Source organism: uncultured Bacteroides sp., from assembly GCF_949298305.1.
In the GTDB taxonomy this organism is placed as follows: Bacteria; Bacteroidota; Bacteroidia; order Bacteroidales; family Bacteroidaceae; genus Bacteroides.
Genome location: NZ_CASFWU010000008.1, coordinates 15993 through 39163, shown reverse-complemented (window position 1 = coordinate 39163; position 23171 = coordinate 15993). Strand labels below are relative to the sequence as shown.

Below are 23171 nucleotides of genomic sequence, written 5' to 3'. Positions count from 1 at the left end.
GCCAAACGGCTCACAGTCCCGAAAACATTACAACAGGAATATATGCAGACCCTACCCCTACCCTCACGCATCCTCGTCACAGACGCCCACCCCCTCATTCTGGAAGGCATGAGAAGGCTGCTGGAGCAAATGCCCGAAGTGCAGAGCATTGACACCGCCACCAGCGCGGGCGAACTGCTCCGGCAGATGAGCAACCATCCATACGACCTCTTCGTGCTGGACATCGGACTGGACGACGGAGACGGGCTGGACCTGATACCCGCCATCAGACAAAACAACGGACAGGCAGGCATTCTGGTCTGTACCACACAAGAAGAAATATGGACCGTCCACCGGATGCTCAAAGCCAACCCGGACAGCATCGTCCTGAAACTGTCCGAAACAGAGCACATCCGCCAGGCCGTACAGGCCCTGCAACGAGGAGAGCGTTACTACTGCCCCCGCTTCGAGAAACTGCGCCGGCAACTGGCAGCCACCACCCCGGCCCTCCTGAAAAAAAGCCGCCCCACCCCCCGCGAACAGGAAGTGCTGCGCCACATTGCCGCCGGAATGAACACCGTCGAGATAGCGGCCCGGCTGCACCTGACGGAAAACACCATTGAATCCTACCGCAAGAACCTGATGATGAAACTGGAAGCGCGCAATGCCGCCGACCTCATTGTCAAAGCGTTACAGAAAGGTTACCTGGACCTCAGGCTCGGATAGAACCGATGCGGAGGATGGGGTGGACAACAGCCTGCCAAGCCGTAAGTCATCCACTTGGCAAGCCACTTTCACAGACAGTTATAATAACAAAAAAACCGCTGAAAAATCAGCGGTTTTCACAACTCTGTGGACCTGGAGGGAATCGAACCCTCGTCCAAACGAGGAAATCATAAGCTTTCTACATGCTTATCTTTGCCTAAATTTTCGTGCGACGGCAGAACCAAAGCCATCAACCGGCGCCTTATCCTCTAAAACTTCATCCGCAGCGCGAGGCCGCCACGGACTATCCCCGATTTGACTGCACCACTTTACCGGAATGCTTCGGAGCAACAGCTTCCGAGTGATGTCACGTCCCAGCACCTGGTGCCGGGATTAAGCTTCAATCTACTGTACTTCGATTAAGCAGCGAGAGCGTAATTAGTTTCGCCAGATAAAATTTTGAAGACTGAGATTTAAGTGCCAATCATCGACGCACTGCATGCTTACCTACCATTTCTGCCCGCTGTCAAATCCAGTCAAGCCCAAAATTGTTGTAGATGTCCGCCCGGAACTCCATCCGGACGGACTGCAAAGATAAGTATTCTTTTTGTCACGCCACCATCTTTTCGGAACTTTTTCTTCGGAGAACCCTTTTGGAAGAAATATCAAGAGAAAATGGATACAAAAAATGGACTGTTTTGTCCTCATCTTATCGGCTGATGGCCTATCTTTGCAGATAATCAACACGTGCCGGCCACAGAATGCAGACAAAAAGAGCGACTCTGCCCGGTTCTGTACTTGCGGCCTACAACTATATTAAAGATAAAACGACCATGAGAAAACAGATTGCGACCGCCCTGCTGATGGGGTGCGGCATCCTGCTCAACGCACAGGAAACACCCCGCATACCCGACGTGTACAAACCCGTCAAGAAAGAAATGTACCACAAAGGCTGGATTGACTTCAACAAGAACGGCGTCAAGGACATTTACGAAGACCCCACCGCTCCCATAGAGGAACGCATCGAAAACCTGCTGGAACAAATGACACTGGAGGAAAAGACCTGCCAGATGGTGACCCTCTACGGCTACAAACGGGTGCTGAAAGACGACCTGCCCACCCCCGAATGGAAACAGATGTTGTGGAAGGACGGCATCGGCGCCATCGACGAACACCTCAACGGCTTCCAGCAATGGGGACTGCCGCCGTCGGACAATCCCTACGTGTGGCCGGCATCGCGGCACGCCTGGGCCCTGAACGAGGTGCAGCGGTTCTTTGTGGAAGAGACCCGGCTCGGCATACCGGCAGACTTCACCAACGAAGGCATCCGCGGCGTGGAGAGCTACCGCGCCACCAACTTCCCCACCCAACTGGGACTGGGCCACACCTGGAACCGCGAACTGATACGACAGGTCGGAGAGATTACCGGACGCGAGGCACGCATGCTGGGCTACACCAACGTGTATGCCCCCATCCTGGACGTGGGACGCGACCAGCGCTGGGGACGCTACGAGGAAGTCTACGGCGAATCGCCCTACCTGGTGGCCGAACTGGGCATCGAGATGGTACGGGGCATGCAGCACAACTACCAGGTGGCCGCCACGGGCAAGCACTTCGTGGCATACAGCAACAACAAGGGCGCACGCGAAGGCATGGCACGCGTAGACCCGCAGATGTCGCCGCGCGAAGTGGAGAACATTCACGTTTACCCCTTCCGCCGGGTCATACAAGAGGCCGGGCTGCTGGGAGTGATGAGCTCGTACAACGACTATGACGGCATCCCCATACAGGGCAGCTACTACTGGCTGATGACGCGCCTGCGCAAGGAAATGGGATTCCGCGGCTATGTCGTGTCGGACAGCGACGCCGTAGAGTATCTCTACACCAAGCACGGGACGGCACAGGACATGAAGGAAGCCGTGCGCCAGAGCGTGGAAGCCGGGCTGAACGTGCGCTGCACCTTCCGCTCGCCGGACTCGTATGTCCTCCCCCTGCGCGAACTGGTGAAGGAAGGCGGACTGAGCGAAGAGACCATCAACGACCGCGTGAGGGACATCCTCCGGGTAAAGTTCCTTGTGGGTCTGTTTGACACGCCCTACCAGACCGACCTGGCCGGAGCCGACAAGGAAGTGGAGAAACCCGAAAACGAAGCCGTGGCACTGCAGGCCTCGCGCGAAAGCATCGTACTGCTGAAGAACGACAACCAGACCCTGCCGCTGGACATTGACCGCATCAAGACCATTGCCGTCTGCGGCCCCAATGCCGATGAAGAGAAATATGCACTGACCCACTACGGCCCCCTGGCCGTGGACGTGACGACCGTGCTCGAAGGCATCCGCCAGAAAGTGGACGGACGCGCGGAAGTGCTCTACACCCAAGGCTGCGAACTGGTAGACGCCAACTGGCCCGAAAGCGAACTGATAGACTACCCGCTGACCGCCGACGAACAGGCCGAGATAGACAAGGCCGTGGAAAATGCCCGCCGGGCCGACGTGGCCGTCGTGGTGCTGGGCGGCGGACAGCGCACCTGCGGCGAAAACAAGTCGCGCAGCAGCCTCGAACTTCCAGGACGCCAGCTGCAACTCCTGCAGGCCGTACAGGCTACGGGCAAACCCGTCGTCCTGATACTCATCAACGGACGCCCCCTCTCCATCAACTGGGCCGACAAGTTCGTGCCCGCCATCCTCGAAGCCTGGTATCCGGGCTCCAAAGGCGGAACGGCACTGGCCGACATCCTCTTCGGCGACTACAACCCGGGCGGCAAGCTGACCGTCACCTTCCCCAAAAGCGTAGGGCAGATACCCTTCAACTTCCCCAGCAAACCGTCGGCACAGATAGACGGCGGCAAGAACCCGGGACCGGACGGCAACATGTCGCGCGTGAACGGAGCACTCTACCCCTTCGGGTACGGACTGAGCTATACCACCTTTGAGTATTCCGACCTCGAAATCACCCCGAAAGCAATCACTCCGAACGAAACCGCCACCGTGAGCCTGACCGTAACCAACACAGGAAAGCGTGCGGGCGACGAAGTGGTGCAACTCTACACGAGGGACGTGCTGAGCAGCGTCACCACCTACGAGAAGAATCTGGCCGGCTTTGAACGAATCCACCTCGAACCGGGTGAGAGCCGCAAGGTAACATTCCAACTGGACCGCAAACACCTCGAACTGCTGGATGCGGAAATGAGACGGGTGGTTGAACCGGGCGACTTTGCCATCATGGCCGGAGCTTCCTCCGAAGACATCCGCCTGAACGGCATCCTCCAGGTGGAAGACTACCAAGAACGGCGCAAGGCGGTAGAAGCCGAAAAAACGGCCAGCCCGGTGACAGCCAGCACCAATGCGGAAGACGCGACCAACGTGCTGGACGGAAAAACCGACACCTACTGGCAAGGAAATAAAGGAGATTATATTACCTTTGCCCTGGAAAACGGTACCCAGGTGAACCAAGTGTCCATCGCCTTCAAACGCGAGAACAACCTGCCGGCAGAGTTCGAGATACAGCTTTCGGGCGGAGGCGGACAATTCCTCACCGTCTACTCGGGCACCGTCAGCGAATACGGCAAACTGACCACCTATTCGTTCAAGGGTACCACGGCCAGCGACCTGCGCATCCTGCTGAACGATGACAGAGTGGGAGTGGCCGAAGTCAGAATAGGAAAATAAGAAACATAAAAGAACAAGCCATGAAAAAACTTCTGTACTGCATGCTCGGCCTCCTGGCAACCGCCTGCGCCCCCAAAAAGGCAACCAACACCAACGCCGACGAGCTTACCATGCTGGTGGGCACCTATACCCAGCAGACCAGCAAAGGCATCTACACCTTCCGCTTCAACCAGGAAACGGGACGGGCAACTCTGCTCGACTCGTTCGAGCTGCCCAACCCCTCGTATCTCACGCCCTCGGAAGACGGCAAGTTTGTCTACGCCGTCAGCGAACTGAACCGCAGCGCGTCCAACGTCTACGCCTTTGCCCTCAATAAAGAGACCGGAAGCCTGAAGCTGCTGAACAAGCAGCAGACCTTCGGCGCCGACCCGTGTTACGTGGCCACCAACGGCAAGGAAGTGCTGACGGCCAACTATACGGGCGGCAGCATGTCGGTCTTCCCCCTGCGCGCAGACGGCTCGGTGGAACCGGTGGACACCCTGTTTGAAGGCAGCGCCACAGGCCCCGACGCCGAACGGCAAAGCACGCCGCACATACACTGCGCCCTCTTCTCGCCGGACGGCAAATACATCTTTGCCACCGACTTCAGCGCCGACCGCATCCTGCGCTTCGTGCTCCATCCCAAAGACATCGTTCCCCACCGCTCGGCCGAAACGACAGATATCGAGGCCGGCTCGGGTCCCCGCCATCTGACCTTCAGCCCTGACGGGAAATACGCCTACCTCATCAGCGAAATATCCGGCAAGGTAACAGCCTTCAGCTACCGGGACGGATGTCTGAAACAGATACAGACCATCACGGCCGACACCACCGCAGCCCAAGGAAGCGCCGACATCCACCTCAGCCCCGACGGGAAATACCTCTACGCCAGCAACCGGCTGAAGGAGGACGGCATCGCCATCTTTGCCGTCAATGCCCAAGACGGAACCCTGGCCAAAGTGGGCTACCAACTGACCGGCATCCATCCGCGCAATTTCAACATCACACCCAACGGCAAATACGTACTGGTGGCCTGCCGCGACAGCCACGTCATACAGGTGTACGCGCGCGACGAAGTCAGCGGACTGCTGACAGACACCCGACAGGACATAGCCGTCAGCATGCCCTCGTGCATCCAGTTTGTCCGTTAATCTTTCTAAATGAAGTTCTTGCCAACCAAGAACTTCATTAACTTTGTTTGCAAATATGAACTGGCCGTGAACGGAAGAAACCTGAAGACAAAGAACAGTTAATGAACAACCGAAAATAAACAGTCATTATGAAAAAAAGAATATTACCAATAGCCGCCCTCCTGCTGACGGCAGCCGGCACTTACGCACAGACGGAGGTGACGGTAGGCATCATGCGTGGCAAGGACTATGGAGTGACATATATTCTACCCAAGACCGAAATAGAACTGACCGTGGAAGTGACCAAACACACCTACACGCCGGGCGAATTCAACAAATATGCCGAACGCTACCTGCGCCTGAGCAACCTGCTGCCCGAACCGAGGGTGTATTGGACACTGGACAAGGTGGAAACATCCGTAATCGGTGTGCCAGACAAAGAGAAAGTTTATTTCGTCAAACTGAAAGACAAAACAGTAGCCCCCCTGATGGAACTTACCCGGGACGGCATTGTACGCTCCATCAACATGCCGTATAGCGGCGAGGAAGCCGCCCGACCGGAAACGGCCAAAGAGCCGGAGTCACAACCGCTGCCCGATCCGAGGACGTTCCTGACCGAAGAAATCCTGATGGCCGGTTCATCTGCCAAGATGGCGGAACTGGTGGCCAAGGAGATTTACAACATCCGCGAAAGCAAAAACGTCCTGCTGCGCGGCGAGGCAGACAACATGCCCACTGACGGCGCCCAGCTGAAAATCATGCTGGACAACCTGACCATGCAGGAGAATGCCATGTACGAAATGTTTTCCGGACGTACCGTCAAAGAACCACAAACGTTCAAAATCCACATCACACCCAAAGAGATGAAAAACGAAGTGGCCTTCCGCTTCTCGAAGAGACTGGGAATTGTGGACAACAACGACCTGTCCGGCGAACCGGCCTACATCAGCATCAGCGACTTGAAGACCGTCAACCTACCGCCATCGGAAGAAGACGGAAAGAAGATAGAAGGAGTAGCCTATAACGTCCCCGGACGAGCACGGGTGACAGTCAGCTACAACCAGCAGAAACTGTTCGACGGCGAAGTGCCCGTCAGCCAGTTCGGAAGCACAGAATACCTGGCTCCCGTACTTTTCAACAAGACATCGACCACCAAAGTCTTGTTCGACACCGCCACCGGCGGCCTGCTGAAGGTGGACAGAGGCGAATAAACGAAAGCCCTCGCCCCCCGGACAGACCGTGCAAGCATTGTCCGCAGACCATGCAAACATTGTCCGCAGACCATGCAAGCATTGTCCGCAGACCGTGCAAGCGTCGTCCGCGAGCCATGCAAGCAAGCAATTCCAATCTGCCCATAAAGGAAATGGCGTGTACAATGAGCCTTGAGGCTGCATTCTACACGCCATTTGTTATGATGTTGAACACCTTCCGTTTACCGCCTGACCATCAGCCGTACGAACCCGTCTTTCTGCAGACGGAGGATATAGGCAGTGACACGATGCCCGTAGTTCTCCTCGTTCCGGAAGTGTTCGGCCAGAAGGCCGACAATCTCTCCCACCGTCCGTCTGCCGTCTATCAGCGACCACACGGCAGTACCATGCTCCTCAAGCGTCACGCGAATATCCTTCGGGAAAGATTTAGGCAACAGGAAGCGGCGTATCCAGTCAGACTTGAACCGTGGATAGGAAAGCACGGCGCACTCCCCCTCCCACATGGTGGTGATGTGTGCGCCGCGTATGGGCACGGCATCCAGCAGATTGATTTTTCCTTCAGCACCCGCCATAAAGCCTTCTCCTCTTCCTGCCGTTTACTCCTGAATATTGGGTTCTTCCAGCTTGTAGCCGTACTTCTTGTCCGCCTTCTTCAGCAGGAAAGCCACCAGCAGGGACAAGCAGGCGATACCCGTAAAGATGCACATGGGCAAAGTATAGTCGTAGATATTCGTTCCGTCGGGGTTCTTGCCCGTGACGCAATAGGCATCGAGCACCACTCCTATCAGGGTCGGGATACCCCACAAACCAATGTTCTGGATAAAGAATATCAAGGCATAAGCCGTTCCCAGCTGACTGACAGGGAATATCTTGGCCACTGCCGGCCACATGGCCGAAGGAACCAGCGAAAAGGCAATGCCCAAAATAATCATCAGCACAATGGCTACCAGCCAATAATGGACACTGGGCAAGGCATAGATGAAGTGTACGCCTATCAGCATGGCCGAACCGAACAGCATGATGGAAGCTGAGCGCCCACGCTTGTCAATGAAACCGCCAAAAATAGGCGTCAGAATCAGCGCGCCCAAAGCAGGCAGGCCGGCAAAGGTACCCGCCACATTCTCGTTGATGCCATACTTCAGAATCATCAACTCGGAAGCGAACTTCTGGAAGGGGAATACACAAGAATAGAACAGCACGCAAAGCAAGGCTATCAGCCAGAAACCGGGATTGACCAGAATGTTCTTCACATCCTTGAAAGAGAACTTCTCCTCTTCTCCCTCAGCACCTTCGTCTACGGCTGCATCAGCCAACTGACGGTCGAGTTTCTTGTCCATCACCGAGAAAACAAAGAAAGCGACCATGCCACCCAGCAACAGAAGAAGACCGACCAACACCGGCATGGAAATGCCGCAGGCACGCGCCAGTGGAATGGCCACCGCATAACCCGCCTGCGAACCGATGCGGGCCAAAGCGACCTGTACGCCCATGGCCGTGGCCAGTTCCTTACCTTTGAACCACTTGGCTATGATCTTGGAAACAGTGATACCCGCCACTTCGGCCCCGACACCGAAAATGGAGTAACCCACAAAGGCAACAAATACACCCGTCTTATAACCCAGAATTTCGTTGTACCCGAAGAGTGTGGCATCGGCTCCGGCCAATCCCGTCATAGCATAGTACTCCAACGCCGTACCGCCCACCATGAGGATAGTGGCCAACTTGCCTGTAAAACGGATGCCAAAGCGGTCCAGAATCAGTCCGCCCCAGATAAGCATCAGGAAAAAGACGTTCAAGAAACTGTAGCCCCCTGTGAAGAACCCGAAATCGGAACTTGTCCAGGCAAGGTCGGTCTCCAGCATGGTCTTCAATGGAGCTACTACATCGTTCACATAATAGGCCGCCATCATCGTGAAGGCCACAATCACCAACGCCCCCCATCGGGTTGCCTTGGAATCATTCAATTTCAATTTGAGTTGTTCTGTCATTACATTTATTCGGATTAGATTCATAATCAGTGTCTACAAGCGGGGGCAGAAGCAAGAAAATCCCGCCCGAAAAAGAAAAGGCCGACACCTTTTCGATGCCGGCCTACCTTATTATATGAAAAAGCGGAATCCTTCCGCAAATTCGGAACTTATTCAGCTGCAGGTTGTTCGGCTGCAGGAGCTGTTGTTGCAGGAGTATCCTCGGAGGGTGTCTCAGTCTGCGGAGCTGTAGTACCTACCGGCATGTTATACGGATTGGTCTTTTCTTCCTGCTGAGCTTGCTCCAGAATCACATCACCTTCTTTCTGCGTAGCAGAAGGGAGCGTATAAGCCGTAGCGATGCTGAATACAACCATTACAGCCGCCAAAGTCCAAGTTGTTTTCTCCAGAAAGTCTGTAGTCTTGCGAACGCCCATAATCTGATTGGATGACGAAAAGCCCGATGCCAAGCCGCCACCTTTAGAGTTTTGAATCAACACAATGAAGCACATCAACACAGATGCAATCAACATTAAGATAACTAATAATAAGTACATTTTCTTGTTATTTTGATTTAGCGTTAATAATCAATTTCTCCAAAAACCTGATTTGGTCTGCAAAGTAAGCATTTTTTTTTGGATAATTCAAACTTAATTTTTTAATAATTTCAAGAGCTTTGTCATATCGGTGCTGTTTGACATAGATTTTAGCCAAAGTCTCTGTAAAATAGCTGTCATCCAAGTCGCCCGCAACAAGAGCTTCCTCGTTTGCGCCCTCTTCTTCTTCCGTTTCCTCCACGACTTCTGCGGACGTTTCGGCCGGATGTTCAACGCTGTCAGCCGGCGGCAGAGAGGTCTCCCCTTCAGCAGCAGGCAAAATAGTCTGGGCTTCGGCGGCAGTAGGCGTCTCTTCCTTACTCAGGAAGTCGTCTATCAGTTCATGCCCTCGCAATTTCGGAACCTCTGCCGCTTCCTTCCCGCCGTCGTCGTCTTCCTTCAACAAGTAGGCTGTATAATCCATGGAATAGTCCAAAGCTACCGACGCAGATGATTCATCGGGCATTTTCGACAGGAAAGAATCTATCAGAAAAAGAGTGCGGTCCATACCCGGTTTTTCATCCGCACCTTCTCCACAGGCAGCCGAAGACGGATGGGGGCGCAAGGCATAGCGTTCGCCCTCAATAAGATAAAACAGCACTCGAGGATCTGCCACATACAACACGGATTTCCGGAGTTCTGCCCCAAAAGTTGAATCGTGCAAAAGATACAGATTCTTCAGATACAGCAGGCGGAGCGACTGAAAATAGGGATAACGGGCCACCATCAAACGCAGCTCGTACAGACTTTCCTGATTGAGAGACTCAGGATGCTCAATCCACTGATGCAATTGTACCGATGTCATCCCTCTATTTACCAGTTAGCTACGGTTGAGTTGAATATCTGTTCGGCAATGTCCTTTACCATGACGGTAATCAGTCCGTCCTGCACAGCGGTCAACAACTGGGAAGAGTCGTATGTCTGGAAAGCGGAGAACTGCTGGTCGGTAAAGTCATCCTTATGGTCGGTATTGTTGACATAGGTCACCTTGACCGTCAGGGTCAGCTTCACCTTGGAAGAGTATCCGCTGGCATCCACGGCCTCGTTGTACTGGTTGTAGCCCACAATTTCACCGCTGATTTCCAAATCGCCCCCCGAGTCGACCATCTGCAGACGGGTCTGCTGGATGAACATATCTCTCAGCTTCTGGTTGAACTCTACAGCCAAAGGAGCATAGACATATTCGGCATGGTTCTCGAAATCGGCTATCGAAATGGTTTTCACCTTGTTATAGTCAATGGAGCTGATAGGTGCCAGCCCCAACGTAACCGAACAGGAATTCACCACCACACCCAGCACGAGCAGGGCGGCAATCTTCGTGATTTTCTTAATCCAATCCATATTCTTTTATCTTTCTGTATAATGTGCGCTCCGAAATGTTCAAATCCCGGGCAGCAGCCTTGCGTTTGCCGTGATGTTTTTCAAGCGCCTTGCGTATCATATCCTTTTCCACATCGTCCAATGCCAGCGACTCTTCCACATACTCTTCGGTATCCTGTATATCGTCTTCCACCGGCGTGGAAGACTTGATGGCAGGATGTATAATAGTAGGAACCACTTGGGACACAGGGGTAACAATAGGCGATGCAGGAGTATAGTAGGCCGATTGGGCAGCCGAGGCTGTTCCCCGCTCCGTCATGATTTCATGCACCAGCTTCTTCAGCTCCGTCACGTCCTGACGCATGTCAAAAAGCACCTGATAAAGAATTTCACGTTCACTCTCAAATCCTTTGTTGTCTTTTACACCAAACAGGGCTGGCAACCGCTGCGTATTGTTCTGAGCGGGCAGATAGGTTTTCAGAATCGAGGCATCAATCTCACGGTTGGTCTCGATGATGGATATCTGTTCCGTAATATTCTTCAACTGACGGACATTTCCCGGCCAGGCATAAGAAAGGAGTACCTGCTTGGCATCTTCCGTCAGTTGGATAGCTGGCATGCGATACTTCTCGGCAAAATCTGAAGCAAATTTCCTGAACAACAGCACCACATCTTCACCACGCTCACGCAAAGGAGGAACCTGTATGGGAACTGTATTCAACCGATAATACAAATCTTCGCGGAAACGCCCGTCAGTGATGGCTTGCGCCAAGTTCACATTGGTGGCCGCCACTATGCGTACATTTGTTTTCTCCACCTTGGAAGAACCCACCTTTATGAACTCACCCGTTTCAAGTACACGGAGCAAACGGGCCTGAGTAGGCAAAGGCAATTCGCCCACCTCGTCCAGAAAAATAGTACCACCATCGGCTTCGCCAAAATAACCTTTCCGCTCGCTGATGGCACCCGTGAAGGCCCCCTTTTCGTGTCCGAAAAGCTCCGAATCAATGGTACCTTCAGGAATGGCACCACAATTCACTGCAATGTACTGACCGTGCTTACGCTTGCTGTACTGATGAATAATCTGCGGAAAGCTTTCCTTTCCCACACCGCTTTCCCCGGTTATCAAAACAGACAAATCGGTAGGTGCCACCTGAATGGCTATGTCAATGGCCCGCGTCAATCCCTCATTGTTGCCAATGATGCCGAAACGTAACTTTACTTGCTGTATTTCCGCCTTCGTCATAGTTTACAGGTTCTCTTCTTCGCTATCGAGTTTCAACTTGTCACTATCATCCCGTTTCTCATAATACTGCTTCCTCAGGGGATTAGCATGTGCAGCCTTTTCACGCATGCGGTTGCGGAATACATCAATCGCCACATAGACAGCCTGACGGAAAGAGTCTTCCGAAGCCTCTCCCTTACCGGCAATATCATAAGCGGTTCCGTGGGCAGGTGAAGTGCGTACCACAGGAAGTCCTGCTGTAAAATTAACACCTTCGTCCATAGCCAATGCCTTGAAAGGAGCCAGGCCCTGGTCGTGATACATGGCAAGCACTCCATCGAAACGAGTGAAATTGCCCGAACCCATAAAGCCATCGGCAGGATAAGGCCCGAAACAGAATATTCCCTTGGCGTTCATTTCCTGAATAGCAGGGATAATGATATCCTGTTCTTCGGAACCCAAAAGGCCTTCATCACCGGCATGAGGATTCAAGGACAATACAGCAATGCGCGGAGCATCGATGCCGAAGTCCTGCTTCAAAGAGCGGTCGAATATGAGCAATTTTTCCTCTATCAGTTCCTTGGTTATGGTAGAGGCGATGCGGCTGACAGGGATATGTCCAGTAACCAAAGCTACACGGAAATCGTCTTTCAACAGAATCATAAGAGACTTGGCTCCCCCACCCAACTTACGTTCGATATACTCCGTATGGCCGGGAAAGGAAAATTCCTCCGATTGAATGGTATGCTTGTTTATAGGAGCAGTTACTATGACATCTATCAGACCCTCTTTATATTCCTCGATGGCCTTTTCCAAAGCGCCTAGAGCGGCTTTTCCTGCTTCAGGATCCGGTTTAGAAAATTCCACCTTCACTTCATCATCCGTACAATTTACCACACTCAGACGATTGGGAGCCGCTTCTGAGGCAGAATTGATGATACTGAAATTGGCAGGCAAATCCAATGCCTTGCGGTGATAGGCGGCAACTTTAGGCGAACCGTAGATGACAGGAGTACACAACTCCAACATCATGGGATCTGAAAACGTCTTGAGAATGACTTCATAGCCAACCCCGTTAATGTCTCCTTGCGTAATGCCTATTCTTATCTTATTGTCTTCCATTCTTATTTATTTGTTATTAGTAGAATCTGTATTGATTACAATGGTAGGTATGGTCACTTCCACCTGACGGCTGCTGGGAAGTTTCAAGGTATAAAGCGACGCCTCCATTTGACGCACCAGATTGCGTTTCAACTTATCTGGCGAGTAGATGAAAATCTCCGATACGATAATACGCTGATTGGTACGGTCGAGACGTACATGGGAAACAAACGGGCCACCCATAAAATCGCCCTTCACACGCCACAGGCCACGGGCCTCAAGCGCATATTCGCCTTGCACACTGATAGGACGCACATCGGTCATCAAAGAATCGGTCATCATATACATACCTTCACGTGCTCCGGGAATGTTTACCTTCAGTACGGAATCACGTTTATGAACGAAATATTCTTTGGTAAACGTATCCTTATCCGTATAAGGATAAGAATAGATGAGGAAGTTCTGGTCGCCAGTAGCGGCATTGGTACCAGCCCAGAAGAAATCCTCGCCCTGCTTGGTGGAAGTCAGTTCACCGGGTACCCATACGTCACAATCAAACATGCTCTTCACTTTCGTGGCTACGTAGTCGCTATGTTTGTTTTCCAACACGCTTATTTGACGGTTCATCTCAGCATGAGTAAAATAGTCAATGATAAGTTGCTTGTTCTTCGTCACGAACTCTGCAAAAGTAGCCTCATCAGGAGCCTGGATAGTTAAAATAGACTGAGGCGCCGCATAGACATTCTGTGCAGACTTGAACTTGGGCTGTGTATACATGTCCTTATTGATTTCCGCAATGATAATATTGCGAATAAGCTTCAGCGTTGAATCATAGTTTGAAGGAGATGTGTACATGATGCGAAACGACCGTTCAGATTGGGGCAGGCCCGGCACATCCGAATCGAGCACATCAAAAAGGGCACGGCCGGCAGGACGTTCCCATACGTCTTGATCTATTACCACCAATATTTCATACGCACGACCGATGGAAGTCGGTGTAAAGACACTTTTCTTTCCCTTTCCACAAGATGAAAGGAATATTGCCACAATCAGCAAGCTCAAATAAAACAGGTGCTTTTTCATATATCTATGTATTTAATTCTCCCAAAATTACGAAGAATACGTATACAGACTTCGCTAAAGTTAATAATTAATATTAATTCTTGTTTATTGCCTCCTGCTTGGCTGTAGAAAGCATACCGCAAGCTGCAAATATATCCTCACCACGTGAAGCGCGTATGGTAGTGAACAATCCATGCGAAGTCAAGAAATCACGCAATGCAGTCATGGTTTCCATGTCCGCTCCTTCAAGAGGAACACCGGGAATGGCATGGAAACGAATCAGATTGATCCGGCAATCCAAACCGCGCAACAGCTTAAGCAGCTCTCTGGCATAGAGAAGTGAATCATTGACCCCTTTAAAAACAATATATTCAAAAGAGAGTCGGCGCTGTTTGCTAAAATCATAGTTTCTTAACAATTCTACGATTTCAGTAATGGAGAAGGCATGTTCAGCAGGCATCAGTTCTCTACGCTGTACAGGCAGGGGCGAATGCAGGCTGACAGCCAAATGACAATCAGACTCCTCCACGAAGCGCTTCAATCCTTTCCTTAAGCCCACCGTAGAGAGAGTTATCCGCTTGGGACTCCAGCCATAACCGTAATCGGAGGTCATAATATCCAAAGCCTTCAGGACCTCATCCAAGTTATCCAAAGGCTCGCCCATCCCCATCATCACAATATTCGTCAGTTTGTCCCGCTCGGGTAAGGAATTAATCTGGTTGATAATCTGTCCAGCCGTCAAGTTAGCCGTAAAGCCCTGCTTGCCCGTCATACAAAACTTGCAATTCATCTTGCACCCCACCTGTGACGAAACACACAAAGTGGCACGCTCTTCCTCCGGAATGTACACCGCCTCTACAAAATGTCCTTCACCCACACGATACAGATATTTCACCGTTCCATCCACCGAGCGCATGGCATCCACAGGAGGCTCACCACCCACTTCATACAAATCCTTCAACAGCATTCTGTGTTTCAATGACAGATTGGTCATCTCATCAATAGAAGAAACCTTCTTGTCATATAGCCACGACGCAATCTGTCCTGCCGAAAAGCCCGGCATTCCTATATTTTTCACCAAAGACTTCAGCTCGGAAAGCGTCAGCCCCAACAACGGTTGTTTACCCATTCCTTTTCTTATTTTATACTTTTCCTCAACACTTCAACACACAGAAGAAGCTACTTTACCCGGCAAAGGTAGAAATAAAGTTGCATAAAGGCAACGAAGCAAATGGAAAATGGAGGGCTATAAGACAGAAAAAGAGGGCACACCCGAAGATGGCCCTCTTCTATTTGGATTCCAGATTCCAATCAAATCAGAAGAACAGGTAACGCGAATCTTTTACATTGGCATTCAGATACAAGTCGTTGATGAACTGAGCAGCCATACGCGCATGCATGCTTTCCAGTGTCGTTTCTTCAGTCTTGCTATCGAATGTCTCGTTCAGCTTATCCTTGGCATAAGGCTGGAGCACAAACACACCGCCGTTACCCTTGATGGGAGCACTCAGCTGATTCATTTCGGCTATCGATGCATAAGCGCCAACCAACGGCTCGCTGGTACGCAAGGCCGAAACGTATGCAGGAGCGGCAAAAGTGACATGCTTCACAGAGTCGCTCACGGCGTTGGCCAAGCCCTTGTACTGGTCGAACGAAGAGGCGCCTGCGGCCTTCATGTCGGCCATGATTTTCTCGGCCTTCTTGTCACGGATAATTTCAGCTCTCAGCTGCTCCTTCACCAAAGCAAGCGGACGGTAGCCTTCGGGAACAATGCCAGCCAAGCCAACTACCATCATACGGTCACTCTCACCACACTCGTAGAGGCCTGATACTTCGCCCACCTTGGCGCCGAAAGCCCAACGCAGAGCTTCCTTTGTACCCTTGACACCACCGATACCATATTCAGAGCTGTATAAATCATCCTTCGGATAGAGACGATAGCCGGCATCCTCAGCGTTGGCCATCATTTTTTCCAAAGTATTGTTCGCTGCAATAAACTGGCTGAAGTCATTATAAGCCTTGTTATAGGTTTCCTTGCTGAACTCAACAGGACGTTTTACAACAGCTACTTTATACTTGTTCTTCGAAGCCTTCTTGTCAGTCACCTGCAAGATAACATTTGCCTGACCCAGTTCCAAGTTAGTCAATTCGTTTTGTCCCAAGGAAGTCACAGCAGTTACATATTTCAAGTTATCTCCATCCAGCTGTGCACCTTCGTAGTTAGCCGAAGAAATCCAGGTCGGTTCACCCGTCTGTCCATATTTCTTAGCCACCTCTTCAAAATTGGCACCTCCCTTAATGGCTGTGAAAATACTGTCTGCCAACGTCTTTATGCGTTCAGGAGTTTCGGCCACGACCTGAATCTGACGGTATTGAACAGAATCGGGCAGTGTGGCAGTTGCAAGCTTCTTGAAAGAATTGAGCGTATTGTCGGTCACGTTATAGTAAGGACCAAAGACCTCGCCAGTAGCAACCGAGTCAAGACGAGCCACAACATCAGAAGGCAAAGCATTGGCTGTATAAAACAAATCTACATACGGAACTTCAGAACCAGTAGAACGGACAAATGACGCATAGTCCGACTGGTTTCCGGCGAGTTGCTGGGTGTACTCATCCATTTCCTGCTGGAGGGCAGCCCTGTCTTCCTGACTTGCCACTACCTGTACGTCGATATAACGGACATTACGAGTCTCTACATATTGTCTGAACTGTTCTTTCTTCTTGTTGTAGGCTTCCTTCAGTTCTGCTTCGGTTACAGTAATCGTAGAATCTACAACGGAAGAATAAGGAATGGCTGCCAACAACAAATCAGACTGATCCACTCTTGCATTGAATGCGTCTTCAGCCTCCACAGGATTAGAAACAAGAGACTTGGCTATCAAAGCCGTGTATTTTTCCTGCAAGCGGGTCTGAACAAGAGACTTCTCCAAGAACGACCAAAAGCGATACATGGCATCATACTGCTCCAAATATTGGGCAGGAATCTGATTGCGGTTCAACTTGGAATAATCCACCAAAAACTTTTTCAGCATATCCTTATCAAAAGCACCGGTTTGAGGATTGCTGAACGGAGTTCTTTGCAACATATAGTGAGTACCCTCGTCAATAATAGACTGGATTTCAGCCTTTGATACGGTCAGGCCCAACTTTTCCGCTTCACTTTCAATCAACTTGTTATTGATATATCTCTGCCAAACTTCGTCCTTAATCCGATTTGTTTCATCATCGCTCAAGGCTGTTCTGCCAGTAGAGAATTTCACGACTTCCGTATACTCTTCCACCATTGCCTGATAATCCTGGGCCGAAACCGTTTCGCCGTTCACTTCACCTACGTCCTGCGACTGATGGGGCTGAAGCACCTTCCATGCGTCACCCGCAATGAAAGCAAACAGCGCCACACCAATAACAATCACCAATAATGGTCCTTTTGACCGAATGTTTTGTAATGTTGCCATTTTTAGATAATAAGTTTTATTTATTTGTTTATTATTATTCTCTGTCTTATGTTCAAATTAGCGCACGAAGATACAAAAAATGCTAATACGCATCTATTTATTCTCTAAAAAATTACGCTTAATTGCTTTATTCAACCACTTTCAGCCTTACCAGCTCGATTTTGGTCGGCGCTATTTTGATTATTTTGAACTGGAATTTACCAACCGTTACCACTTCGTGCAACTTTGGGAAGCTTTGGTAGGCATCCAGAATCAGACCTCCCACTGTCATATACTCATCCGACTCGGGCAGGTCGAGATTAAAAGTTTCGTTTACCTTTTCTATCTCCAGACGTCCAGACAGCACATATTCATGCTCGCCCAACTGCTTACATACATAGGTGGTATTGTCGTGTTCGTCCTCTATGTCACCGAAAATTTCCTCCACCAAATCTTCCAAGGAAACAATGCCCGCCATGCCGCCAAATTCGTCGACCACTACAGCAATGGTTTTTTTCTGCTGCATAAAAAGGGTCATCAACTTATGGGCAGCCATTGTTTCGGGAACAATAGGCACCTCTTTTACGTTCCGACGCCAATCGACAGGATTACGGAACATTTCGGACGAATGAATATAGCCTACCACATTGTCAATATTGTCTTCGTAGACAATGATTTTGGAAATGCCAGATTCGACAAAAAGGTTACGCAACTCATCCAGGGAGGTATTCGTATCCACCGCCACCACTTCTGTACGGGGTACCATACAGTCACGAATGCGCACATTGGAAAAGTCGAGTGCATTCTGAAAAATCTTCACTTCAGTATCCAGCTCGTCCTCACTTTCAGCATTCTCAATGCTGGATTGGACAAAATAGTCCAAATCAACTTTTCCGAAAGCCTTTGCCTGTGCTTCCTTAGTGGCTTTCACGCCAAAAAGCAGCAAAAAGATATAGGAAAGCCCCGATGCCAACTTGGAAATAGGAAACAATACGACATAACAAACAAACAAGGGGACAGCAAAAATACGCAAGGCCAGATTGGGGTCTATCTTAAACAGCGTTTTGGGCAGGAACTCACCGGTAAACAGGATGACGAGAGTAGAAATAACAGTCTGAACCAACAGCATCACGAAATCGTTCTCTATCAATCCCGCCAACAAATGGTCCTCAATAATTTCGGCCATAAAGATACCATAAATAACCAATGCAATATTATTGCCAACCAGCATGGTCGAAATAAAGTTATTGGGGTTGCGGAAAAAATAAGAAAGGATGGTGGAAGTAAGCCCGGGCTTACGATCCATCTCAAAGCGAAGTTTGTCAACCGACACAAAAGCAATCTCCATCCCCGAAAAGAAGGCGGAGAAAAGCATCGTGATTAACAAATAAAATATTGTGTCCATAACGGTTATTGCTGAATAGTATCGGTTTGCAAGGTGTCAACAGGCATTGTCTCTTCCTCGTCCACATAGAAAATACCTTCAGGCTGATTAATGGTATAAACGGTCATCTGCTGGTTGGATTCAAAGCCGCGTCCCGTAATAATACGATCCGGCTGTTCAATACGGATAAACTGGTCTGAATAGACTTTCTGCTTGTTCTGATCCCAATAGAGCAAGTCCGTATCAAACTTTTCGCCCTTCAAGTTCTGAATATGTACATTTCCAATCAGCTTCCAAAGTTTCTGTTTATCATAATAGTAGGCCGTATCCGACTTGATGCTGGCCTCCACTTGAAACAATGAATCGAACTTCTCCAAATAGACTCCCTTCTCAAAGGCCCAGTATGAAGGATTCTTACGGTCAAAGACCAGCCACTCCTCCGTATTGATGCGGTAACGGGTCACACCTGAATCGGAAACCAGGGTTGTCACACCGCGGGTATCCATCACGGGCAGGGAGTCACGCTCCGTAATGGCTGCGCCCAACTCTTTTTTCCCTCCTGAACAGGAGGATAATAAAAGGAGCATAACCACCGCCCCCAGGACAATGGTTATGCTCATATTACTATAATATACTACGTTTGCAGCTTTTGGATACATCTTTATCGAATGGTTGTAGATTCACCAATCCAACCGCCGATGGTGATACGGTCGCCGGCCTTGTAACCTAACATGAAGAGGTCTTGAGCCTGCGGAGTATAAGCCGCATAAGTAGAAATCAACTTATTGGCTTCTTCGGCCACACTCGGGTCTACAGATTTGGCTCTCTGCAGTTTGTCGATAACCAGGAAGTAAGTACACTTGTTCAGCGCAGGCTCGTCACTCCACTTCGGACTGGAAGCATAGACCTGAGCCAACAGAATATAGGCAGGACCGTAGTTTTCCTTGAATCCGACTGCTTTCTGGCAATAGCTTCTGGCTTGAGAAAGTTTCTTGGCCTGCATGAACGAAGCAGCGGTAATATAGGCGATTTCGGCCTTCTTGGAGTCGTCGGTCTCCATGCTCAAGGCCTCGTCAAAATACTTCACGGCCGTGTCATATTCACCTTTCTTATAATACATGTATGCTACGCCCACAGCTGCATCCGAAGAAGGATCGATGCGGTAGAGATAATCGGAAGCCTTGAAGTAAACTTCACTCTCGTTACACTTCATCATCTTCAGAATGGCGATGGTCTTCTTCAGGAAAGTAGAGTCGTTCTGGTTGGCCTCCACCTTCGGGCCATAGATATTCTGGAGAGATTCGCAATCGGCCACGCCACTGTTGACAAACATGGCAACCAGGTTTTCCTTGATGGCTTCCAGATTCTTCTTCTTTGCTTCGCTGGTTTCGGTAGCAAGGGCCTCATCGGCATACTTGGAAGCATCCAGATAATCCTGGAAGAACTGGTCGGTGTGGTTGTTGTCGGCCTTCACCTTCTGCATGGACACATCGAGGAAGTAGTGGATTACGGCACCGTCAGACTCGCCTTTGGCCTCGGAAACGGACTCTCTCAGCCAAGTGTACACCTGGTTCAGGTCTGGTTTCGGGGCATATTGCAGATAGTCCACAGCCTTCGTACCCTTGGCGGCAGCCGGGCTGGGGATACCGCTCTTGTACTTCGTGGCAAACTCAGGAATGTACTTTATTCTCAGGTCGTGTACCTCCATCAGTTCATTGAAATATTTCTGATAGTCTGCAGAATTGCGGTCCTTGTTGGTCTGCAGGAAGTTCTGCAGGATTTTGATGGCGTCCGAGAAAGTGTAATATCTCAAAGTCGGGCACTCTTTCAGCACGGCCATACACGGAGCGTAAGCATCCTTGAAGTTGCCTGCTCTCACGGCCTCGTGCGAGATACTACTGTTGGCATTACAATCGTTTTGTGCGTAGGCGCTGGTCACCCCACCCGAAAGGAGCAAAACAGCTACAAGCGTCTTAATTTTCATTGTATTTAAATTTTAGTTGTTATGTTTTGGTCTATTCTTCTCAAATCAATTCACTTTACGCTTGAAGAACCAGCGTTCGTTGAAAGTCACGCCCACACAAATGCGGAATGTGTTTTCAGTCAAAAACGCACTTTTTGTCGGCTCTGTCCTGACATACTGAGCAGAAACGCTCAGGATAGAGCGTGTGCGCGGAATAGGCAAGCCAAAACCGGCAGTCACACCATATTCATTGGCCGCACGTACACCGTCTATCTTATAATAAGGTTTGGAATAGTAGGCTCCCACCCGATACTTCACATTGGCGAGGTAGCTTCTTCCGAACGGATTCGGCAGATATTCGGCTCCCAGTGCGACCTTATAACGATTACAGAATGTCTCATCGTTATTCAGGAAAGAAACTTTACTCCAACCCTGGTACATCACATCAGCACCCACCGTCAGCCTGCCGTCATAGACATAAGTAAAACCTCCGCCCAAAGTGACAGGAATCCCGAACGTAGCCACCGTGTCCTTTACGGTTTGTGTATAGCCCATCGAGCTGTTACCCGTCTGGTCTGTCACAGACGCATCGTTGCTCAAGTCATGCCCCGGCGAGAAGACAGCTCCTACGGTCACCACATGTTTTTTTCCGAACTGCTGTGTGTACTGTGCCCCCAAATCCAGCTTATAACTGGTGAAAGACATACTCTGCTGTCTTGTATAGGAGAACGAAGAAGCCAGCTCCGGCAACGACTGCGTCAGGGTGTGCGAGATGTCACCCCAAAGATACGAAATATTCGCACCAATGGAAAAATTTTTAAATATTTTAAATCCTGCGCCTAAATAAACCTGATGCAGACCTCCTTCACCATAATATATCACTTGACCGATGTCACGCGTCTCGCCCATGTTGTAACCGACATTGGAATAAGGCAACAGTCCTATGCTGATAGCCGCCCACTTGCTGGCCCGGAACATCATGGTCACATAATCAAAACTTGAGTTACGGGCATTCTGTTTCAGCGTTCCATTGCTGAAATTGGTGTTTTGCAATGAAACGCCTCCATCAAAAATAAAAGTCAGCGAATCTACAGCCGTATAAGAAGCTGGATTGACAAAATTCACCTGATACTTGTCACGTAGGCCATAAGCGATTCCACCCATTGCCTTGCTGTTGCCCGAGCCTTGGTCAGCCAACTGCCCATATCCATAGCGGGTATAAGGTGAATTGGTATTGTTAGGAGAAATGGAACTCGTCTGGGCATATAAATCCCCGCATAACATCGTGAGCAAGAACACCAAGAGTGTTTGTCTATATCCTATCATTATTATAGTTTAATATTCGGTTTAACCCTTTCAACACTAAAAATCTGTCTGCAAAGATGATACTTTTTACGTTTGTATCAAAAGAAAAATCATCCCCGCCCGTTAAAAAAACCAAAAGTTGAGGATATTTATGCTTCAAGGTACGGATATACCCTTCTATTTCAAATTCAATGCCACGCAGCACTCCCGCACGAATAGCCGTATCCGTATCCTTACCCATGGACAAATCGCGCCCCTCGGCGGCCACCAGGGGCAGCCTTCCTGTAAAATGATGAAGAGCCCTGAAACGCATCTGCATACCCGGCGAGATATTGCCGCCATGATACCGCCCGTCCGCATCCAGAAATTCGTAAGTGATACACGTACCTGCATCAATCACCAGAACATCTCTTCCCGGAAATAGTTCATGAGCCCCGACCACAGCAGCCATACGGTCGTAGCCCAAAGTGCGAGGCGTCTCATACAGGTTCTCAACAGGCACGGGGGTATCAGCCCCCAAACGTAACAACGGAAAAGAAAGGCGGGCCAACCGGGACTCAACCGCTTCCTCCAGGTCAATCACCGAAGCAAGAATGGCACGGCCAAAGCTGTGGCGTCTGCAAAATTCCGGTAAAAGTTCCAGCGTACGATTGGAGTCATAGACCACTTCTACCAACCGGCCGTCTTCCCCAAAGGCGGCAAGTTTGGCCACCGTGTTTCCAATGTCTATTACAAGATTCATATCCATTTCTTTTTCATGCCATGCGAATGTCTTTTTCCAACCGCCGACTGGCATTTTTCATTAAACTCAGTTAGCATGCTTCCGCAACGGGCGGGAATCAACGCAAGCCTTTCCGACGGCATCCTTCTCCAATCAACCCAACATGCGCCTTACACATGCCTGCGTTTCACACACGCGTTCTACACGGGGCAAAGATAAACATTTTTGGAGTTATATTTCGCGTAGCCCCATTACAAATGCCACTTTTCCGTCTCATCCTTCACGCCCTCACAACCGGGATAAAAGTTTCATTTAGAACACAATCATGTGAACCTTGAGAATTCACGACGTGAAACGGAGCAAGCGCGCATTCACCAAACGGCCGGTACAAACGCCCGGCAGAAGCCATGCTTGCATGAAG

The 23171-nt window shown here is 50.1% G+C and carries 19 protein-coding genes and 1 other RNA gene; 4 read left to right on the top strand and 16 right to left on the bottom strand.

Annotation, left to right across the window (positions count from 1 at the left end):
• Positions 1 to 42: 42 nt before the first annotated feature.
• A complete protein-coding gene (locus tag Q1Y74_RS02025) occupies positions 43 to 705 on the top strand; it encodes a response regulator transcription factor (RefSeq protein ID WP_300812040.1) in 663 nt (220 codons plus the stop codon).
• Positions 706 to 829: 124 nt separating this feature from the next.
• Here the strand turns inward: Q1Y74_RS02025 and ssrA are convergent.
• Positions 830 to 1228, bottom strand: a transfer-messenger RNA (tmRNA) gene (gene ssrA, locus Q1Y74_RS02020).
• A gap of 289 nt (positions 1229 to 1517) precedes the next feature.
• On the opposite strand from ssrA, the gene Q1Y74_RS02015 reads away from it, so the two are divergent.
• The 3 genes from Q1Y74_RS02015 (at position 1518) to Q1Y74_RS02005 (ending at position 6672) form a co-directional block, all read left to right on the top strand.
• A complete protein-coding gene (locus tag Q1Y74_RS02015; protein ID WP_300812039.1) occupies positions 1518 to 4352 on the top strand; it encodes a beta-glucosidase in 2835 nt (944 codons plus the stop codon).
• A 20-nt stretch (positions 4353 to 4372) separates the two neighbouring features.
• Positions 4373 to 5482 (top strand): lactonase family protein, encoded by a 1110-nt coding sequence (locus tag Q1Y74_RS02010; RefSeq protein WP_300812038.1) that lies wholly within the window; start codon positions 4373 to 4375, stop codon positions 5480 to 5482.
• 128 nt (positions 5483 to 5610) lie between these two features.
• The gene (locus tag Q1Y74_RS02005) at positions 5611 to 6672 is read left to right on the top strand and encodes a DUF4831 family protein (RefSeq protein WP_300812037.1); all 1062 of its coding nucleotides are present in this window, start codon (positions 5611 to 5613) and stop codon (positions 6670 to 6672) included.
• A 221-nt stretch (positions 6673 to 6893) separates the two neighbouring features.
• Here the strand turns inward: Q1Y74_RS02005 and Q1Y74_RS02000 are convergent, their stop codons facing one another.
• From Q1Y74_RS02000 to Q1Y74_RS01930, 15 genes are all read right to left on the bottom strand, one after another.
• Positions 6894 to 7244, bottom strand: a complete 351-nt coding sequence (locus tag Q1Y74_RS02000) for a PqqD family protein (protein WP_300812036.1) — start codon at positions 7242 to 7244, stop codon at positions 6894 to 6896.
• Between the two features lie 24 nt (positions 7245 to 7268).
• A complete protein-coding gene (locus Q1Y74_RS01995) occupies positions 7269 to 8660 on the bottom strand; it encodes an MFS transporter (RefSeq protein WP_300812035.1) in 1392 nt (463 codons plus the stop codon).
• Positions 8661 to 8809: 149 nt separating this feature from the next.
• Positions 8810 to 9196, bottom strand: a complete 387-nt coding sequence (gene secG, locus Q1Y74_RS01990) for a preprotein translocase subunit SecG (RefSeq protein WP_300812034.1) — start codon at positions 9194 to 9196, stop codon at positions 8810 to 8812.
• 7 nt (positions 9197 to 9203) lie between these two features.
• A complete protein-coding gene (locus tag Q1Y74_RS01985; RefSeq protein ID WP_300812033.1) occupies positions 9204 to 10040 on the bottom strand; it encodes a tetratricopeptide repeat protein in 837 nt (278 codons plus the stop codon).
• An 8-nt stretch (positions 10041 to 10048) separates the two neighbouring features.
• Positions 10049 to 10576, bottom strand: a complete 528-nt coding sequence (locus tag Q1Y74_RS01980) for an LptE family protein (protein WP_300812032.1) — start codon at positions 10574 to 10576, stop codon at positions 10049 to 10051.
• Complete coding sequence (locus Q1Y74_RS01975; RefSeq protein ID WP_300812031.1) at positions 10563 to 11801, bottom strand: sigma-54 dependent transcriptional regulator; 1239 nt, start codon at positions 11799 to 11801, stop codon at positions 10563 to 10565. Before Q1Y74_RS01975 ends, Q1Y74_RS01980 begins: the two co-directional genes overlap by 14 nt.
• A 3-nt stretch (positions 11802 to 11804) precedes the next feature.
• Positions 11805 to 12902 (bottom strand): 4-hydroxythreonine-4-phosphate dehydrogenase PdxA, encoded by a 1098-nt coding sequence (gene pdxA, locus Q1Y74_RS01970; protein WP_300812030.1) that lies wholly within the window; start codon positions 12900 to 12902, stop codon positions 11805 to 11807.
• Between the two features lie 6 nt (positions 12903 to 12908).
• A complete protein-coding gene (locus tag Q1Y74_RS01965) occupies positions 12909 to 13964 on the bottom strand; it encodes a DUF4837 family protein (protein ID WP_300812029.1) in 1056 nt (351 codons plus the stop codon).
• A gap of 73 nt (positions 13965 to 14037) precedes the next feature.
• On the bottom strand, positions 14038 to 15072 hold the full coding sequence (gene rlmN, locus Q1Y74_RS01960) for a 23S rRNA (adenine(2503)-C(2))-methyltransferase RlmN (protein ID WP_300812028.1): 1035 nt from the start codon (positions 15070 to 15072) through the stop codon (positions 14038 to 14040).
• A 187-nt stretch (positions 15073 to 15259) separates the two neighbouring features.
• A complete protein-coding gene (locus Q1Y74_RS01955) occupies positions 15260 to 17398 on the bottom strand; it encodes a SurA N-terminal domain-containing protein (RefSeq protein WP_300812027.1) in 2139 nt (712 codons plus the stop codon).
• A gap of 127 nt (positions 17399 to 17525) precedes the next feature.
• Positions 17526 to 18782, bottom strand: coding sequence for a hemolysin family protein (locus Q1Y74_RS01950; RefSeq protein ID WP_300812026.1), 1257 nt, complete (start codon positions 18780 to 18782; stop codon positions 17526 to 17528).
• Between the two features lie 5 nt (positions 18783 to 18787).
• The gene (gene lptC, locus Q1Y74_RS01945) at positions 18788 to 19420 is read right to left on the bottom strand and encodes an LPS export ABC transporter periplasmic protein LptC (RefSeq protein WP_300812025.1); all 633 of its coding nucleotides are present in this window, start codon (positions 19418 to 19420) and stop codon (positions 18788 to 18790) included.
• A 2-nt stretch (positions 19421 to 19422) separates the two neighbouring features.
• Positions 19423 to 20745 (bottom strand): hypothetical protein, encoded by a 1323-nt coding sequence (locus Q1Y74_RS01940; RefSeq protein WP_300812023.1) that lies wholly within the window; start codon positions 20743 to 20745, stop codon positions 19423 to 19425.
• Between the two features lie 45 nt (positions 20746 to 20790).
• Complete coding sequence (locus tag Q1Y74_RS01935) at positions 20791 to 22050, bottom strand: hypothetical protein (protein WP_300812022.1); 1260 nt, start codon at positions 22048 to 22050, stop codon at positions 20791 to 20793.
• Positions 22037 to 22771 (bottom strand): type III pantothenate kinase, encoded by a 735-nt coding sequence (locus tag Q1Y74_RS01930; RefSeq protein WP_300812052.1) that lies wholly within the window; start codon positions 22769 to 22771, stop codon positions 22037 to 22039. The genes Q1Y74_RS01935 and Q1Y74_RS01930 overlap by 14 nt, the downstream gene beginning before the upstream one ends.
• Positions 22772 to 23171: the final 400 nt, after the last annotated feature.

What these genes read in the sequence shown, in the direction of transcription:
- Q1Y74_RS02025 (WP_300812040.1), top strand. Translation starts at nt 43, where the DNA reads ATGCAGACCCTACCCCTACCCTCACGCATCCTCGTCACAGACGCCCAC.
- Q1Y74_RS02015 (WP_300812039.1), top strand. Translation starts at nt 1,518, where the DNA reads ATGAGAAAACAGATTGCGACCGCCCTGCTGATGGGGTGCGGCATCCTG.
- Q1Y74_RS02010 (WP_300812038.1), top strand. Translation starts at nt 4,373, where the DNA reads ATGAAAAAACTTCTGTACTGCATGCTCGGCCTCCTGGCAACCGCCTGC.
- Q1Y74_RS02005 (WP_300812037.1), top strand. Translation starts at nt 5,611, where the DNA reads ATGAAAAAAAGAATATTACCAATAGCCGCCCTCCTGCTGACGGCAGCC.
- Q1Y74_RS02000 (WP_300812036.1), bottom strand. Translation starts at nt 7,244, where the DNA reads ATGGCGGGTGCTGAAGGAAAAATCAATCTGCTGGATGCCGTGCCCATA.
- Q1Y74_RS01995 (WP_300812035.1), bottom strand. Translation starts at nt 8,660, where the DNA reads ATGACAGAACAACTCAAATTGAAATTGAATGATTCCAAGGCAACCCGA.
- secG (WP_300812034.1), bottom strand. Translation starts at nt 9,196, where the DNA reads ATGTACTTATTATTAGTTATCTTAATGTTGATTGCATCTGTGTTGATG.
- Q1Y74_RS01985 (WP_300812033.1), bottom strand. Translation starts at nt 10,040, where the DNA reads ATGACATCGGTACAATTGCATCAGTGGATTGAGCATCCTGAGTCTCTC.
- Q1Y74_RS01980 (WP_300812032.1), bottom strand. Translation starts at nt 10,576, where the DNA reads ATGGATTGGATTAAGAAAATCACGAAGATTGCCGCCCTGCTCGTGCTG.
- Q1Y74_RS01975 (WP_300812031.1), bottom strand. Translation starts at nt 11,801, where the DNA reads ATGACGAAGGCGGAAATACAGCAAGTAAAGTTACGTTTCGGCATCATT.
- pdxA (WP_300812030.1), bottom strand. Translation starts at nt 12,902, where the DNA reads ATGGAAGACAATAAGATAAGAATAGGCATTACGCAAGGAGACATTAAC.
- Q1Y74_RS01965 (WP_300812029.1), bottom strand. Translation starts at nt 13,964, where the DNA reads ATGAAAAAGCACCTGTTTTATTTGAGCTTGCTGATTGTGGCAATATTC.
- rlmN (WP_300812028.1), bottom strand. Translation starts at nt 15,072, where the DNA reads ATGGGTAAACAACCGTTGTTGGGGCTGACGCTTTCCGAGCTGAAGTCT.
- Q1Y74_RS01955 (WP_300812027.1), bottom strand. Translation starts at nt 17,398, where the DNA reads ATGGCAACATTACAAAACATTCGGTCAAAAGGACCATTATTGGTGATT.
- Q1Y74_RS01950 (WP_300812026.1), bottom strand. Translation starts at nt 18,782, where the DNA reads ATGGACACAATATTTTATTTGTTAATCACGATGCTTTTCTCCGCCTTC.
- lptC (WP_300812025.1), bottom strand. Translation starts at nt 19,420, where the DNA reads ATGTATCCAAAAGCTGCAAACGTAGTATATTATAGTAATATGAGCATA.
- Q1Y74_RS01940 (WP_300812023.1), bottom strand. Translation starts at nt 20,745, where the DNA reads ATGAAAATTAAGACGCTTGTAGCTGTTTTGCTCCTTTCGGGTGGGGTG.
- Q1Y74_RS01935 (WP_300812022.1), bottom strand. Translation starts at nt 22,050, where the DNA reads ATGATAGGATATAGACAAACACTCTTGGTGTTCTTGCTCACGATGTTA.
- Q1Y74_RS01930 (WP_300812052.1), bottom strand. Translation starts at nt 22,771, where the DNA reads ATGAATCTTGTAATAGACATTGGAAACACGGTGGCCAAACTTGCCGCC.